This is a genomic window from Streptomyces sp. NPDC050743 (assembly GCF_044456925.1).
Lineage (GTDB): Bacteria > Actinomycetota > Actinomycetes > Streptomycetales > Streptomycetaceae > Streptomyces.
In genome coordinates this window covers 25,499-41,947 of record NZ_JBITGJ010000025.1, presented here as the reverse complement: position 1 = coordinate 41,947, position 16,449 = coordinate 25,499, and the positions used below count along the sequence as shown (strand labels likewise).

Here is a 16,449-nt window from a genome sequence, read left to right as displayed (position 1 = left end):
CCGGCGGGCGCGGGCCGGTGGGGCAGGCCCCCGACAGCCCGACAGCCCGACAGCCGTCAGCCCGTCAGCTCGCTCAGCGCCTCCGCCCGCAACTCCTCGCGCCCCAGGGCGGCGTACCTCGACCTCGCGTCGGTGTACGCCGCCCTGTCGGCGTGCTCGGCCGCTTCCCGGGAGCGGGTCAGGGACAGGGTGGGGAACTCCCGTACCACCGGCATCCGTTCGGCCAGCGCCACCAGCCGTACGGCGGCCGGGTCGCCCTGGGCCAGCCGGGCGTGGCCGAGCGCCAGCAACAACGTGCCGTACACCGGCAGTTCCACCGGGGCCCCGTCGCCCGGCGAGCCGTCGGCCAGGGCACCGGACAGCAGCCCGAGCAGCCGGGCGCGCAACTCCTCGGTGAGCCGGGCGACCGGGTCGGGCCGGCCGTGCAGCGCGTGCGCGGCCACGGCGGCCGACTGCAGCTGCAGCGCCCACGGGTCCACGAACGGATCGTCGGCGGCGTACAGGGCACTGATCTGCCGTACCCGCTCCGCCGCCCGGCGCCACAGTCCGAGCCCGAGCTCGGTCAGCCCGCGGGCCAGCGCTATCTCCGCCCTGGCCGGCAGCTCGGGGCTGAACGTCCCGTCCGTCTCCGGCGGCTGGTCCAGGGTGGCGCGGTCCAGCCAGTACTCGGCCTCCTCGACCTCGCCCTTGTGCAGACAGGCCAGCGCCAGCCCCCAGCGGACGCCGATCGTGTCCTGCCAGTCGCCGAACGCGTCCAGCGCGCTCAGGGCGGCGCGCAGATGGTCGTACGCCTCCGCGCCCCGCTCGGTCTGCAGGCACAGCTCGCTGACCCGGCCGTGGCTGAGCAGGTGCATGGCCGGGTTGTTCAGCGGGGCCAGCGCGTCGACCATCCGGCGGGCGCTCGCCAGCGCGCGCTCCACGTCGTGCCCCGACTCCCAGACGTAGCTGGCGACGCCCGCGGCGATGCCCGCCAGCAGCGGCTCGTCGGCCTCGCACAGCTCCTGGAGCCGGGCGAACTCCGGCGGCCGCATCTCCGGTACGGCGCACAGCACGACGGACAGGGCCCGCAGCACGGTGTCCGGCGGAGCGGGCGGCAGCCGGCGCAGGGTCACCAACTGGCGTACGGCGTGCGGGCCGTGGCCCATGAAGAGGCTCGCCGCGCACACCGCCGCCGCGCTGCGGGCCGGTTCCACGTCCTCGGGGTTCTCGGGCCGGAAGTGGGACAGGGGGCCCGCGGTGTCGACGGCCAGCGAGGCCAGCCGCGCGTAGTTGGAGCCGGTGGACCACAGGGAGGACAGCACGGCGGTGACGGCCGCAGTGGTGGGTCCGTCGGCGCGGGCCAGCGCGTGCCGCAGGGCGAGGACGAGGTTGTCCTGCTCGGCGCGGATGCGGGACCAGGCGGGCACCGGATCGTGGCTGAACAGCTGGTCGTGGTGGGCGCGGCCGAAGTCCCGGGCCCAGGTGAGGTACCGGTCGGTCACCGTCTCCTCCTCGCGGGCCTCGGCGCGCTTGGCGGAGCCGAACTCGCGCAGTGTCTCCAGCATGCGGAAGCGCACTCCGCAGGGGCTGTCGTCGACCTTGATCAGGGACTGCCCGGCCAGCTGCTCCAGGAGGGTCAGTGCGTCCGCTCTCTCGCCGAGGACGTACTCCGCCGCGTCCTCGGTGAAGCCCCCGGGGAACACGGACAGGGCGCGCAGGGCGGCCCGGCCGTCGGGTTCCAGGAGGTTCCAGCTCCAGTCGACCACGGCGCGCAGCGTGCGGTGCCGCTCGGGTGCGTCGCGGGCGCCGCCGCGCAGCAGCGCGAACCGGTCCCTGAGGCGGCTGGAGATGTCGGCCACGGAGAGCACCCGTACCCGGGCCGCGGCGAGCTCCACGGCGAGCGGCAGCCCGTCCAGGTGCCGGCAGATCTCGGCGACCGGACCCGGGGGCAGTTCCACGCCGGGCCGGGCGGCGCGGGCCCGCTGGGTGAAGAGTTCCACCGAGGTCGCCTGGGACAGCTCCGGAAGGGCGTAGACGGACTCCGAGCTCAGCCCGAGCGGGGCCCGGCTGGTGGCCAGGACCCGCAGTTTGCTCGACCGCGACACCAGCGCCTGGACGAGGGCGGCCGCACCGGCGATGACCTGCTCGCAGTTGTCCAGCACCAGCAGCACCGGCCCGGCGCCCAGCGCGCCGACGATGCCGCTCACCACGTCCGTGCCGCCGGTGAACTGCCGGCCCTCCCCGGCGCCGACCGCCGAGGCCACCTCACCGGGCACGTCGTCGTCGGCGGTGACACCGGCCAGCGGCACGAAGTGCACCACGGGCTGCTCGGCCGCCCGGCTCACCGCGTGGGAGAGCCGGGTCTTGCCCAGTCCGCCGGGACCCACGACGGTGACCACCCGGGCCTCGCGCAGCAGCCCGGTCACGGCGGCGAGGTCGGCGTCCCGGCCCAGCAGCGGGTTCGGCTCGTGCGGCACACCGTGGCGCACCGGCGCCGCGTCCGCGCTCAGCAGATCCTGGTAGACGGCCTTGAGGCCGAGGCCGGGATCGGTCCCCAGCTCGTCGCGCAGCCCGCGCCGATAGGTGTCGTACCGGGTCAGCGCGGCGGCCCGGCCGGCGGTGGCGGCCTCGCAGCGCAGCAGCTCCGCCAGCACCTCCTCGTCCTGCGACAGCTCCCGCGCCAGTTCGGCCAGGGGCGCTGCGGCCTCCTCCCGCCGCCCCAGCCGGGCGAGCGCGAGCGCCCGGGAGCGGACCAGCGAGCGGTGCGCCCTCAGCCGGCCGGCGCGCAACGCCACCACCGGGTCGTGCAGGTCCTCGCCGGCTCCGGCGCCCACGTTCCCGTCCCACAGGGCCAGCCCGGCCTCGGCCTCGGCCAGCGCGCCCTCGTGCTGCCCGGCCCGTGCGCGCTCGGCGGCCGCCGCCTCGTGCAGCAGCAGCGCGGAGCTGTCGACCTGCGTCTCGTCCAGCGTCAGCCGGTAGCCGGACGGGGTGCTCGCGACCAGGTCGGTGCCCAGCTGCGCCCGCAGCCGCGAGACGAGGATCTGCACCGCCTTGCCGGGCCGTTCGGGCAGTTCCTCCGCCCACAGCCCCTCCACGAGCCGGCCCGTGCTGCATCCGGTGCGCGGATCCTCCGCGAGCAGGGCGAGGAGCCCGCGCAGCCGGGGTGCGGTGATCTCCCGCCCACGACAGGCGACGCGGGACAGCAGTGTCAACTCGGTGGTCACCCGTGCAGGTTAGCCAGAGTCACGACAACCCCGAAGCCCGGAGCACCGCCCGCACGGTCTCGTCGTCGATGCGCCGACCCAGGCGGTGCAGGACGTCCGCACCCCGCAGCAGGGTCCCGCGTTCCAGGGAGCGGCGGACGCCGGTGTCGAGCTCGTGCCAGAGCAGGGGGTTGGCGGTGAGGACGCGGGGGTCGAGTTCCAGGCGGTGACCGTGGGCGTCCCGCAGGACCAGGTGGGAGGAGACGCCGTCGTACTGCCGCACGGAGACCAGCGCGTCCGTACGGACCACGTGCCGGCGCCAGGGCGTGCGCACCACGAGCCAGCCGGGGCCCGCGCTCACCCGCTGCGGGAGCAGCACGGCGCACACCGCGGCCGACAGGGTGACCCAGAGCAGGGCGCGCACAGGCGTGAGGCTGCCCGCGTCCCAGTCGACCAGGAGGCTCAGGGCGCAGAACAGCAGGGCACAGGTCAGCGCGAGCCGGGCGCTGCCGCGCCAGTGGCGGTCGCCGGCCGGGCCCGGCGGTCCGCTCCGTCGCATGGCGCCGACGCTAGGCGGCCGCACGGGATGCGGCAGCCGCTGCATACGGGGTCCTAGCGCCGTACGGGCGTATCTTGACGGGATCCTGACGCCGGCCGGCGCGGCCGGTCCTCAGCCGGTGTGCACGCGGGGGCGCAGCGGCCGGTTCGGTTCCGCCTCGCGCAGGACCTCGCGGGTGACCGGGGCGACCTCGCCCTGGCCGAAGAGGAAGAAGCGCAGGAAGTTGGCGAAGGGGTTGCCCTCGGTCCACTCGAAGTAGATGTGCGGGGTGCAGCCGGTCACGTCGCGGGCGTGCAGGAGGAGCGCGGCGAGGGCGTTGGGGATGGAGGAGGACTCCAGGGTCAGGACGCGGTAGCGGTTGTGCAGGACCTCGCCGCGCACGGACATGCCGGACTCGAACTCGGAGGGGTCGGTGACCGTGACCTCGACGAAGACGAAGTCCTCCGTGCCCGGGACGTCGTTGTCGGCCCGGATCTGCTCGATCTTGTCGCGGTACTCGGCCTTGTCGCGGTGCCCGGGCTTGTTCGCGATGAAGCGGATGCGGCGGTGGGACATGTCCCGGATGAATCGTTGCGCCATGTCGTCCAGCTCGACATGGGTGACGCGCAGCTCGAAGGCGCGGGCCAGCCGGGAGAGGAAGGAGACGAGCATGATGCCGACGATGAAGCAGGCACCGATCTTCACACCGTCCGGGCGTTCGATGACGTTGGCGACGGTGACGTAGAGCAGGACGGCCGAGACGACCGAGAAGCCGATGGTCCAGCCGCGCTGGCGGGCCCTGCGGGCGGCGATGGTCACCGCGATCGCCGCCGAGGACATCAGGACCAGCACGCCGGTGGCGTAGGCGCCGCCCTGCTTGTCGACGTTGGCGTCGAAGATCCAGGTCACCAGGAAGGCGACCAGCGTGAAGACCATGACCATCGGGCGCACGGCGCGGGCCCAGTGCGGGGCCATGCCGTAGCGGGGCAGATAGCGGGGCATGAGGTTGAGCAGGCCGGCCATCGCGGAGGCGCCGGCGAACCAGAGGATGGCGATGGTCGACAGGTCGTAGACCGTGCCGAAGGCGCCGCCGAGGTATGCGTGCGCCAGGTAGGCCAGCGCACGGCCGTTGGCCTTGCCGCCCGGCTTGAACTCGCCGGCCGGGATCAGCACCGTGGTGATGAAGCTGGTGGTGATCAGGAAGGCGCTCATGATCAGCGCGGCGGTGGTGAGCAGCTTCTTGGTGTCCCGGATCCGGCCGGTCGGCTTCTCCTCGGTGTCGTCCGGGTCGCCGCGCACGTGCGGCATGACGGCGACGCCGGTCTCGAAGCCGGACAGGCCGAGGGCGAGCTTGGGGAAGACCAGCAGGGACACGCCGATCATGGCGAAGACGTTGCCGTGCTGGGTGATCAGGGCGCTGGTCCAGTCGGTGACCAGGTTCTCGGCGGTCAGCACGTGCCACAGTCCGGCCACCACGACCACGGCGTTCAGGGCGAGATAGACCGCCACCAGGGCGAACGCGACACCGATCGCCTCCAGAAAGCCCTTGAGGAACACCGCGCCCAGCAGGGCCACCAGCAGCAGCGTGATCAGCATCCGCTGTCCGTGCAGCGTGCTCGTCAGATGCGGGTTCTCGATCAGGTGGGTGGAGGCGTCGGCGGCCGACAGGGTGATGGTGATCAGGAAGTCGGTGGCCGCGAAGCCCAGCAGGGTCAGAACGAACAGCTTGCCCTTCCAGAAGGACAGCAGCCGCTCCAGCATGGCGATGGAGCCCTCGCCGTGCGGGCTCTCCTCGGACACCCTGCGGTAGACGGGGAGGGCGCCGGCCAGGGTGACGGCGACGAGGACGAGGGTGGCGACCGGGGAGAGCAGTCCGGCGGCCAGGGCCGCGATGCCGGGCTGGTAGCCGAGGGTCGAGAAGTAGTCGACACCGGTCAGGCACATCACCCGGTACCAGCGCTGGCCCTTGTGCGGGGGTTCCGGCTCGGCGTGCGGTCCGGTGTAGCCGCCGGCCTTCCCCATGTCGGACAGGCCCTCCAGCATCCAGGCGCGCAGCCGGCCGGCATGCGCAGGGTGCTCGGTCGTCGCCATCGGCGTGCTCCTGAGGTGCGGCTCGGCATGGGGTTCCGGTCATCACGCGTACGGCGACACCAGCGTAGGCAGACGGTGAGGCACGGGCCCATGGGTCGCTTCGCCGGGGGCGTCAAGCTTGCGTTAAGACGGGCGGGGCGAGCGCTGGCCGGACGTCAAGGTCGGAGGCTTTCGCTTGCGCGGGGGGCGATTGCGCCGTATGGGGGAGCCGACGCCCGTCAGGCGCTGAGACGAGGGCTTCCCGCCGGGCTGCCGACGGCGTAGTGGACGTACTCGCGGACCAGGCGGAAGCCGCGTGCCAGGCAAGGAGGCGGCTGGGGCGGTTGTGGAGGGAACAGTTCCAGCCGGGGGTGTGACCGCGGCGGGTGATGTCCGCGCACAGGGCGGTGACGCAGGCGAGGGCGAGGTGGTGGCGTCTGCGGTCGGGGACGGTGTAGACGGCGACGTCCTCGTAGCCGGTGCCGCGGAAGTAGGTGTAGGCCACCGCCTGGACGCGGCCGGTGCGGCCCAGCGCGGCCCAGGCGTGCCCGGAGGCGGCGAGGCCGTGCGGGCCGCCCCAGCCGGCCGAGAGCCAGGACGCGTCCGGACCGAGGGCGCGCACCGCATCGGCGTCCGCCGGTTCCAGGCGCCGTACGGTTACCGCGTGCGGGACGGTGGCGGGCTGGGGCATGGTCTGGAGCGTCCAGATCATGCGCTCCCAGGGCGTGAGCCGGTCGTAGGCGGCGTCGAGGGCGGGCAGGAAACGGGCCGGGGCCTCGACCCGGTTGCCGGTCAGCGGGGCCAGGACATCCGGCGTGAGGTCCTCCGCGCTGCCGCGCAGCACGACGTGGCCGGCGCAGGAGACGGCGACCACGCGCGGCTGGACGGGCCGGTCGGCCCACCACCGGCCGACGCCCGTGGCCAGCACGTGTTCGCCGATCGTGGCGGGGCCGGGCAGGTGTGTGGGGAACCAGCCGGCGAGCACCCGACGGTCCGGCGGCGAGATCTCGATCATCACATGCCTCGGGGAAGCGGGGACGGGATACCGGATACGGGGCGGGCGACCGGAGTGTGTTGCCCCTGTCGCCCGCCCCGGTCGTCGTCAGCTCTGGCCGGCCTTGCTGCCGTGGTTGGCCTTCTTCTTGCGGCGGTCCTTCTTCTTGCGGGAGCGCTTTGACATCTGCGTCAACTCCTGTCCGGGTGTGGGTTCTTCAAGCGGTGCGGCCGACCAGCAGATCCGCGAGCTTGTTGAGGCGCCTGATCGTGCGGTCCTCGGTCGCGGCCGGGGCCGGGTCGACCCGCTGGTCACGGTCGTAATAGGCGCCGTTGGGGTCGGCCCACTGGATCGACCCGGTGCGGTGCAGGGAGGACGAGACGTTGACGACCCGGCCGCCCGGGTCGCTGGTGAGCGCCGGCTCCAGCAGGTAGGTCAGCAGGTAGTGGGCGAGGAAGTTGACCTGGAAGGCGATCTCGTTGCCGTCGGCGGTCACGGTGTGCCGCTCCGGAGCCGCCATGCCCGCGTTGTTGACGAGGACGTCCAGGTGCGGGTGCTCGGCCACCAGCTTGTGCACAAAGGTCTCGACCTCGTCCAGGCGCGCGAAGTCGGCCGCATAGGTGCACAGTTGCCCGCCGTCGACGCCGGCCGTGGCGACCAGGTGGTCTGCGGCGGCCCGCGCCTCCTCGGCGGTACGGCCGTGCAGCAGCACGGTGGCGCCGCGCTCGGCGAGCTGCCGGGCGGTCTCGAGGCCGATGCCGGAGGTGGCGCCGGTGACCAGGACGGTGCGGCCGGACAAGGGGAAGGGTGTGGAGTTGGACATGATCCGATCCGGGTGCGGGCACGCCGGTGCGGCCCGGTGAGGGCGGTGGGCGTGCGGTGGTGAAGGGAGGGCGAGGGGCGCCGGAGCCGATCACGACGCCCCTCGGGTCACGGAAAGCGGCGTCGGCGGGACGCGGCGCCGGCGGGACGCGGCGCCGGCGGGACGCCCTGCCGCGCCGACGCGGGCGTTTCCGGGTCAGCGCGGCTCGCGACGCGACGGCCGAGCGGTACTCGGCGGCCGGTCGAGCAGGAGCCAGGCGCTGTTCACATCGTTCATGGAAGCCGTTCGCCTCGGGCCGGGCAAGCCGAAGTGCCGTTCCCTGACAGGGCCCTGACGTCGGCCGGTCCGCTTGACGCCGGCCGTCCACACCCGGCGTCAACGTCCCGTCAAACCGGGCTGAGGACCCGTCAGGGAGCCGTCAAGGCCGGCCACGTGTGGCCGGATCCGGTCGCAGACTGATCGGCAACGGGGGACGGGCGACCGTCCGTGGCGTGACGTTGGGGGGACCGTGACTCTCACGGCCGGAACGGCTCAGGGTCCTGGGACCGAGGGGGCCGCCGCAGCGCCACGACAAGCGGAGGAAGCCCCCTCCGGGGGCAGCCCCGGACCGGGACGACGAGGGAGTTCACGGACGGCCGGACCGGGTCCGGGGCTGCGCCCGAAGCGCCGGGCCGTGGCCGCGCGGGCCGCTCTGCGCCGCCGATTCCGGGCCACCGTGCCCGCACGGCTGCGCCTTCTGCGCGCGGCCACGGTTCTGCTCACCACCGCCCTCGCCGTGCTGGTGCTGCTGGCAGGGCTGGCCGCTCGCGGCACCTGGAGCAGCGTCGCCGATCGCGACGCGCCCCGCACCACCAGCGCCGCCGACCTCGACCTGGCCCTGAACGACATGGACGCCCAGGCCGCCAACATCCTGCTGTCGAACGGCGACGCGGGAAAGGGGCGTCTGCAGACGCCGTACACGAAGGCCGTCGGCTTCTACGGCGACGCCCGGCGCGAGATCGGGCACGACCTGCGTGCGCTAGCCGTCGCCGCGCAGGGCAGCCGGGCCGACGAGAAGACCGTGGAGTCGATGACCGACGACTTCGCCGAGTACCAGGAGCTGATCGGGCGCGCCCTGGAGAACGACGGCCACCGCGGCGGCAGGCCGGCCGCCCTCGCCGACTACCGCCGCGCCACCGATCTGCTGCGCACCAGGCTCCTGCCCGCCGCCGGCACCTTGGTGTCCTCCAACGACACCGCCTTCGACGCCGAGTACTCCTCCGCCCGCTCCACCCTCTCCGCACAGCTCGCCGCCGTGCTCGCCTTGGGCGTGCTGCTGTCGGCCGTGCTCGGCGTCCTGCAGTGGTACCTCGCGCGCCACTTCCGGCGCGTCCTCAACCCCGGGGTGCTGGCCGCCACCGTCTGCACACTGCTCGCGGTGATCCTCGGCTCCCAGATGCTGTCCGCGTCCGCCGATCACCTGCGCGTGGCCCGGCGCGACGCCTTCGACTCCGTCGTCGCCCTCTCCCGCGCCCGCGCCGTCGCCTACGACGCCAACGCCGACGAGAGCCGCTACCTGCTCGACCCGCAGCGCCGCACCCGGTACGAGGAATCGTTCCTGGCGAAGTCCCAGCAGCTGTACGGCCTCAGGGGCGCGACCCTGCCGACGTACGACACCCGACTGACCACCACCTGGCGGGCGTACCGGACCGACCACCACGACCTGCGTTTCACCGGCGAGTTCCGCCGCGAGCTGGACAACATCACCTTCCCCGGGGAGCGGGCCGCGGCGGAGCGGACGGTGGACGCGTACGCCGTCTACCAGCGCGACGACCGCAGGATCCGGGCCCTGCTGGCGTCCGGCGAGGAGCAGGAGGCGGTCGAGTTCTGCATGGGCTGGGCGCCGGGCACCTCCAACGCCCACTTCGGGGCCTGGATGGCCGCGCTGGACAAGGTGGCGGACATCAACCGCGCCCACTTCACGTCGTCCGTGCGGGACGGCCGAGCGACGGTGAACGACCTGCTCCCGTGGGCGGACGGCCTGCTGACGGCGGCCGCCCTGCTGACGCTGCTGGGCCTGCGCCCGAGGCTGGCGGAGTTCGAGTGAGGTACGGAGCCACGAAAGCGCCGGGACGGCCGTCGAGGCCCCTCACGCGTCGGACAGGCGGGCCTCCTCCAGGTCCAACGCCCGCTGCAACCGCCGCCGCGTGGTGTCACTGATCGCGTGCGCGTCGTACAGCCGCTGGAGTTCACCGGTCTCGACGGCGATCAGATCGCGCCGCAGCTGGCGGTAGACCCGGTCGGCGGACTCGGTGGCGACGCCGCCGTTGCCCTGGGCGAGGCGGTCGCGGGCGTCGTCGAGGCGGGCGGTCAGGCCGCGGCGGAGCCGGTCCAGGACGACCTCGGGCACGACCTCCAGTTCGGCGAGCTCCTCCAGGCGGGCGAGGCCGGCGTGGGCGAGGTGGGAGCGGGCCTCGGCCTCCTCGCGCGCGGTGTGGGCGGGCTCCAGGGCGATGCCGGAGGCGCGGACGACCGGGGCGAGGGTGAATCCCTGGACGACGAGGGTGACGACCACGACGGACGTGGTCAAAACCAGGACGAGCGGGCGGTCGGCGAGCGGGCTGCCGTTCTTCGCGACCTCGGGTATGGACAGCGCGGCGGCGAGCGGCATCACGCCGCGTGTCCCCGCCCAGGTCAGCACCATCGGGATGCGCCAGTTCAGACGGCCGATCCCGCCCTTGCGCTGCACGACCGCCGACAGCGGCGCCAGCCACAGCAGACGTACGGCGACGAGGGTGACGGCGACGGCGAGGGCGTACAGCGGCCAGGCACGGTCGCCGTCCGCCAGATCCCGCACCTCGCCGGGGAGAGCCAGTCCTATCAGGCTGAAGACGACGCTCTCCAGGAGGAACACGACCGTGCCGTACACCGCGTGCAGCTGGAGCCGGATGCGGGCGTTGGTCAGGCGGTCGCCCCGGCCGCCCAGCACCACCCCGGCGACCACGCAGGACGTCACTCCGGAGGTGTGCGCGACCTCGGCCAGCAGGTAGGCGGCGTACGGGGTGACCAGGGCGATCACCGTCTCCAGGACCGGGTCCTCGGTGCGGCGCCGGATCAGGGTGACCACTCCGGCCACCGCCGTCCCGATCACCGTGCCGCCGCCCGCGAGCAGAAAGAACTGGCCGCTCGCCGCGCCCCAGCTCGCCGCGGCCGAGGCGATGGCGATGCCCGCCGCCACCCGGACCAGCACCAGGGAGGTCGCGTCGTTGAAGAGGCTCTCCGCCTGGACGAGGACCTGGACCCGGGGCGGCAGGGCCAGCCGGCGGCCGAGCGCCGTCACCGCCACCGGGTCGGTGCTGGCCAGCACTGCGCCCAGGACGAACGCCATCTCCCAGGACAGGGGGGTGACCAGGGCGGCCACGGCCGCTACGGCCGCCGCGGAGGCCAGCACCAGGCCGATGGCGAGGATGCCGACCGGCTTCCACACCGCCCGCAGCTCCCGCCAGGGCATGTCCTCGGCGCTCGCGTACAGCAGGGGCGGCAGCACGACGAGACCGATGATCTCGGGGCTGATCTCGATCCGCGGGGTGCCCGGGAGCAGGGCCACCGCGAGACCGGCGACCACGAGCAGGGAGGGAGCGGGGATGCGCCAGCGGCGCGCGAAGGTGGCGACCACCGTGGCGAGGACCACGAGAGCGAGAACCGTACCGACGCTGCGCATGCCGTCCCCCTGGGATTGCGGAAGCCGCTCCGGCTCCCGGCCGACCAGACTTCCCGGCACACCTGCCCTCACCCTATCGGGCCAGGTCACGTCAAGACAGTGTCAAGGTCCACGGAGCCGACGCCAAGGAACCGCTAACACGCGCCCCGGCCGCCCCTTCGAAGCGGCTTCCTTGGGAGAGGAAACCCTCCCGCCTGGGGGAGTTGGATCGGTGAGCGGAGCGCGTCGGCGGCGATGAGTGACGTACGGCCCGGACGACTGAAGGTCTATCTCGGTGCGGCACCGGGGGTCGGCAAGACCTACCGGATGCTCGACGAGGGGCGGCGCCGTGCCGCGCGCGGCGCGGACGTGGTGGTGGGGTTCGCGGAGTGCCATGGCCGCCCGCGCACGGAGGCGATGCTCGACGGCCTGCAGACCGTCCCCCGGGCGCCCTGCGCCTACCGGGGCGGGCGGTTCCAGGAAATGGACCTGGCCGCGGTGCTCGCCCGGCGCCCGCAGGTGGCGATCGTCGACGAGTTCGCGCACAGCAACGTCCCCGGGGACGGCCGCAACCCCAAGCGCTGGCAGGACATCGAGGCCCTGCTCGACGCCGGGATCGACGTGATCACCGCGCTGAACATCCAGCACCTGGAATCCCTCAACGACGTGGTCGAGAAGATCACCGGCGTGCCGCAGCACGAGACGGTGCCGGACGAGGTCGTACGGCGGGCCTGGCAGATCGAGCTGGTGGACATGCCGCCCGAGGGGCTGCGGCGGCGCATGGCGCACGGGAACATCTACGCTCCCGAGAAGATCGACGCCGCCCTCGCCAACTACTTCCGGCCCGGCAACCTCACGGCCCTGCGGCAGCTGGCGCTGCTGTGGGTGGCCGACCGGGTCGACGAGGCGCTACAGGAGTACCGCTCGCAGCACGGGATCGGGCGGGTGTGGGAGACCCGGGAGCGGGTCGTCGTGGCCCTGACCGGCGGCCCGGAGGGCGATACGCTGGTACGGCGGGCCGCCCGCATCGCCGACCGGTCCGCCGGCGGCGATCTGCTCGCCGTGCACGTGGCCCGCAGCGACGGTCTCGCGGCCGGGGTCTCGCACGCCTCGCTGACCCGCCAGCGCCGGCTGGTGGAGGACCTCGGCGGCAGCTACCACTCGGTCGTCGGCGACGACGTGGCGACCGCCCTGGTGGAGTTCGCGCGCGCCGAGAACGCCACCCAGCTGGTGCTGGGGACCAGCCGGCGCGGGCGGCTGGCGCGGTTCCTGACCGGGCCCGGCACGGGGGAGACCGTGACCGAGCTGTCCGGCGACATCGACGTGCACCGGGTCACCCATGAGCGGGCCGGGCGCGGCACCCTGCTCCCGTCCCGGCGCCGCACACTGTCCACGGCCCGGCTGATCGCGGGCCCGGTGGCCGGACTGGTACTGCCGGTCCTGCTCACCGTCGTCCTCGCCCAGCTGCGGGGCACGCTGAACCTGACCAGCGAGGCCCTGCTGTTCCTGCTCGCCGTGGTGGGCGTGGCCTGCATAGGCGGGGTCGCCTCCGCGGTGGTCGCGTCCGTGACGGCGTCCCTGCTGCTCAACTACTGGTTCATCCCGCCCATCGGCGCCTTCACGCTGAACGATCCCAACGCCCTGCTCGCGCTGGCGGTGTTCGCGGTCGTCGCGGCCACGGTCGCCGGCGTCGTCGACCGGTCACTGCGGCTGTCGCGCCGCTCCGCCAGGGCCACGGCCGAGGCGGAGACCATGTCGTCCCTGGCCGGCAGCATCGTGCGCGGCGAGGCGACCATCCCGGCCCTGCTGGAGCGGACCCGCGAGACCTTCGGCATGGAGTCGGCGGACCTGGTGGACGAGCCGCCCGACGCGGAGGCCGGGGTGACGGCCGTGCCCGCCGGCCCCGGCGCCTGGCTCGCGCTGCGCGGCCGTACCCTCTCCTCCTCCGAGCGGCGGGTGCTGGCCGCGTTCGCCGCGCACGCGGGTTCCGCGGTGGAGCGGGCCCGGCTGGCCGAGGCGGCGGCCGAGGTGGAGCCGGTGAAGGCCGCCGACCGGCTGCGGACGGCGCTGCTGCGGGCCGTCGGTCACGACCTGCGCACGCCGCTCGCCGCCGGATGGGCCGCCGTCACCTCGCTGCGCAGCCGGGACGTCGCCTTCTCCGCCGAGGACCGCGACGAACTCCTCGCCACCGCCGACGAGTCCATGGCCAAGCTCAACCGCCTGGTGGAGAACCTCCTCGACCTCAGCCGTCTGGAGGCCGGCGCCCTCACCCTGAACCTGCGGGCGACCTCCCTGGAGGAGGTGCTGCCCCTGGCGCTGGCGGACGTTCCGGAGGCCGAGGTGGCCGACGTGGAGGACATTCCGGCCGTGCTGGCCGACCCGCCGCTGCTGGAGCGGGTGATCGCCAACCTGGTCGGCAACGCGGCCCGGCACACCCCGCCCGGCAGGAGGGTGCTGGTGACCGCCAGTGCCCTGGCCGGCCGGGTGGAGCTGCGGGTGGTGGACCGGGGGCCCGGGCTGCCCGCCGAGGGCCGGGAGCGGATGTTCGAGCCGTTCCAGCGGCTGGGCGACACCGACAACACCACGGGCCTCGGTCTCGGCCTCGCCCTCGCGCGCGGCCTGACCGAGGCGATGAACGGCACCCTGAGCCCCGAGGACACCCCCGGTGGCGGGCTGACCATGGTCGTCTCGCTGCCGTTCGCCGTACGGGGCATCGGTGCCGAGGCGGCCGAACAGACGACTTCTTCCTGACTCGGCCGTACGAGACCTTCGACATCACGGCCTCCGAGGACATCGAGACGGCGGTACTGCTGCCGGCCGTCGGCGTGTTGGTGTCCCGACTGGCCGCTCGCGTCCACCGGTAAGGGGTCGTGGCGGTCACCGACGCGTCCCATCTCGCCCGCATCCACCGCACGGCCGACCTGGCGGAGGCGGCCACCTCGGCGGACATCGTGGTCGACCACGTCCGCGCCGAGCCGACCGAGCTGCTCGGCCTGCGCGCCTGCCGCTTCGAGCGGCCCGGGCGCCGTACCCCCGCTGCGGGCCCGTCTGGTCGCGGTGACCCTGGCCGACCGGACGGGAGCCGCCCTGGACACCTCCGGGCCGGTCGCCTGACGCCTCCCGCGCTCGCTCCGGACCGATCGCCGCCCCACCCGCCGATGCGGCTCCGACGGCGATCCCCGTCAAGATCGCGTCAAGCCGGGCCGGTTGGGCGCGAAGATGCCGCAAGGACCAGCCGGACGCGGCGGGGAACGGACGGAATCTGGGTGCACCCGTCCATGAAGAAGGAGTACGCGCCCATGTCCGTCCTGACCACCGAGCCGGATGCCGTCCCCGCCGGCGAGGAGCCGCCCGATACCGGCGAACGCCACCGGCTGACCGCCGTCACGGGGCTCGCGGCACTCTCCCTGGACGCGATGGCGTCCGTGGCCTACGGCCCGGAGGCGATCGTCCTCGTGCTGGCCGCCGCGGGCGCGCACGGGCTCGGCTTCACGCTGCCGGTCACGCTGGCCATCGCGGCGCTGCTGGCGGTGCTGGTGGCCTCCTACCGGCAGGTGATCGCGGCCTTCCCGGACGGCGGCGGCTCGTACGCCGTGGCGAAGACGCACCTGGGGGCGCGGACCAGCCTGGTGGCGGCCGCCTCGCTGGTGCTGGACTACGTGCTGAACGTCGCCGTCGCCGTCACGGCGGGCGTGGCGGCCCTGACCTCCGCCTTCCCCTCCCTGTACGCCGACCGGCTGTGGCTGTGCCTGGCGGTGCTCGCGCTGATCACGGGCGTCAATCTGCGCGGGATCGTGGAGACGGCGAAGGCGTTCATCGTGCCGACGGTGGTGTTCGTCGGCTCGATCTTCGTCCTCATCGCCGTCGGCCTGTTCCGCTCGCACCCCGTGAGCACGGTGACCGCCGCCGGACACGCCTCGGTTCTCGCGGGCAACGCCTCCACCGTGGGGGCGCTGCTCCTGCTCAAGGCTTTCGCTTCAGGGTGTTCCGCCCTGACCGGCGTCGAGGCCATCGCCAACGCCGTCCCCTCCTTCCGCGTCCCGCGGGTCCGCCGGGCCCAGCGCGCGGAGGTCGCCCTCGGCGCCGTGCTCGGGCTGATGCTGATCGGCCTGTCGGTGCTGATCGGGCGCTTCCACCTCCAGCCGGTGGCGGGCGTCACGGTCCTCGCCCAGCTCGCGGACGCCTCGCTCGGCCACAACTGGGCCTTCTACGTCATCCAGTTCGCGACGACGATCCTGCTGGCACTGTCCGCGAACACCTCCTTCGGCGGGCTCCCGGTGCTGCTGAAGCTGCTCGCCCGCGACAACTACGCGCCGCACGTCTTCGCCCTGAAGGCGGACCGGCAGGTGCACCGGCACGGCGTCCTGGCGCTCGCCGTGGTCTCGGCCGGCCTGCTGGTCTTCTCCGGCGGCGACACCGACACCCTGGTGCCGATGTTCGCCATCGGTGTCTTCGTCGGCTTCACGATCGCCCAGGTGGGCATGGTCCGGCACTGGCGGCTCGAAAGGGGTTCCGGCCGGCGCGGGAAGGCGCTGCTCAACGGTTTCGGTGCGCTCCTCACCGGTGTCGCGACCGTCGTCGTCACGGCGAGCAAGTTCACCGACGGCGCCTGGCTGATCGTCATCGCGCTGCCCCTGCTGGTGCTGGGCTTCACCACCGTGCACCGCGCCTACGGCCGGATCGGCGAGCGGCTCGGGATCGGCCGCATACCTCGGGCCCCGTACCGCGAGCGTTCGCTGGTGGTCGTCCCCGTGGCCGGCCTGTCCCGGCTGACGTCGGAGGCTCTGACCGCGGCCACCTCCCTCGGCGACGAGGTCCGTGCGGTGACGGTCTGCCATCCGGACCCCGAGGACCGGGCCCAGCTGCACGCCCTGGAGCGGGCCTGGGCGCAGTGGGACCCCGGTGTGCCACTGGTGCTGCTGTCCTGTGCGCGGCGCAGCCTGGGCCGTCCGATCGCCGCGTACGTCCGTGAGGTGGCCGCAGCCGAGCCCGGCACCCGGGTCACCGTGCTGATCCCGGAGGCGGAGCCGGAGCGGCTGTGGCAGCGGCTGCTGCAGAACCAGCGGGGCGCGGTCGTCGCGCATGCCGTGCGGCGGGAGACGGACGCGGTGATCTGCCGGCTGCGGTTCCGGCTGTGAGCCTGGTCACCGACCGTCGCGGGGG

The 16,449-nt window shown here is 73.7% G+C and carries 10 protein-coding genes; 3 read left to right on the top strand and 7 right to left on the bottom strand.

Annotated features, from left to right (window positions below; all coding sequences use genetic code 11):
* Window positions 1–56 precede the first annotated feature (56 nt).
* The 6 genes from ACIBJF_RS23810 to ACIBJF_RS23785 form a co-directional block, all read right to left on the bottom strand.
* Window positions 57–3,203, bottom strand: coding sequence for an ATP-binding protein (locus ACIBJF_RS23810; protein WP_399176454.1), 3,147 nt, complete (start codon window positions 3,201–3,203; stop codon window positions 57–59).
* A gap of 19 nt (window positions 3,204–3,222) precedes the next feature.
* The gene (locus ACIBJF_RS23805) at window positions 3,223–3,741 is read right to left on the bottom strand and encodes a hypothetical protein (protein WP_399176453.1); all 519 of its coding nucleotides are present in this window, start codon (window positions 3,739–3,741) and stop codon (window positions 3,223–3,225) included.
* A gap of 111 nt (window positions 3,742–3,852) precedes the next feature.
* Window positions 3,853–5,811, bottom strand: coding sequence for an amino acid transporter (locus tag ACIBJF_RS23800; RefSeq protein WP_399176450.1), 1,959 nt, complete (start codon window positions 5,809–5,811; stop codon window positions 3,853–3,855).
* Between the two features lie 112 nt (window positions 5,812–5,923).
* Complete coding sequence (locus ACIBJF_RS23795; RefSeq protein ID WP_399176449.1) at window positions 5,924–6,805, bottom strand: GNAT family N-acetyltransferase; 882 nt, start codon at window positions 6,803–6,805, stop codon at window positions 5,924–5,926.
* A gap of 87 nt (window positions 6,806–6,892) precedes the next feature.
* Complete coding sequence (locus ACIBJF_RS23790) at window positions 6,893–6,970, bottom strand: 50S ribosomal protein bL37 (protein WP_399176572.1); 78 nt, start codon at window positions 6,968–6,970, stop codon at window positions 6,893–6,895.
* 31 nt (window positions 6,971–7,001) lie between these two features.
* A complete protein-coding gene (locus tag ACIBJF_RS23785) occupies window positions 7,002–7,607 on the bottom strand; it encodes an SDR family NAD(P)-dependent oxidoreductase (RefSeq protein ID WP_399176448.1) in 606 nt (201 codons plus the stop codon).
* Window positions 7,608–8,280: 673 nt separating this feature from the next.
* Between ACIBJF_RS23785 and ACIBJF_RS23780 the strand changes: the two genes are divergently transcribed.
* Entirely contained in the window at window positions 8,281–9,693 is a 1,413-nt protein-coding gene (locus ACIBJF_RS23780; protein ID WP_399176447.1) for a hypothetical protein, read from the top strand.
* A gap of 42 nt (window positions 9,694–9,735) precedes the next feature.
* On the opposite strand, the gene ACIBJF_RS23775 is transcribed toward ACIBJF_RS23780, so the two are convergent.
* Window positions 9,736–11,307 carry a Na+/H+ antiporter gene (locus ACIBJF_RS23775; protein WP_399176445.1) on the bottom strand — a complete coding sequence of 524 codons (1,572 nt, stop codon included), beginning with the start codon at window positions 11,305–11,307 and terminating at the stop codon, window positions 9,736–9,738.
* A 234-nt stretch (window positions 11,308–11,541) separates the two neighbouring features.
* Here ACIBJF_RS23775 and ACIBJF_RS23770 point away from each other — a divergent pair, with 234 nt between their 5' ends.
* Both ACIBJF_RS23770 and ACIBJF_RS23765 read left to right on the top strand, forming a co-directional pair.
* Window positions 11,542–14,037: an ATP-binding protein gene (locus ACIBJF_RS23770; protein ID WP_399176443.1), complete on the top strand. Its 2,496-nt coding sequence runs from the start codon at window positions 11,542–11,544 to the stop codon at window positions 14,035–14,037.
* Between the two features lie 548 nt (window positions 14,038–14,585).
* Window positions 14,586–16,424 (top strand): APC family permease, encoded by a 1,839-nt coding sequence (locus ACIBJF_RS23765; protein WP_399176442.1) that lies wholly within the window; start codon window positions 14,586–14,588, stop codon window positions 16,422–16,424.
* Window positions 16,425–16,449: the final 25 nt, after the last annotated feature.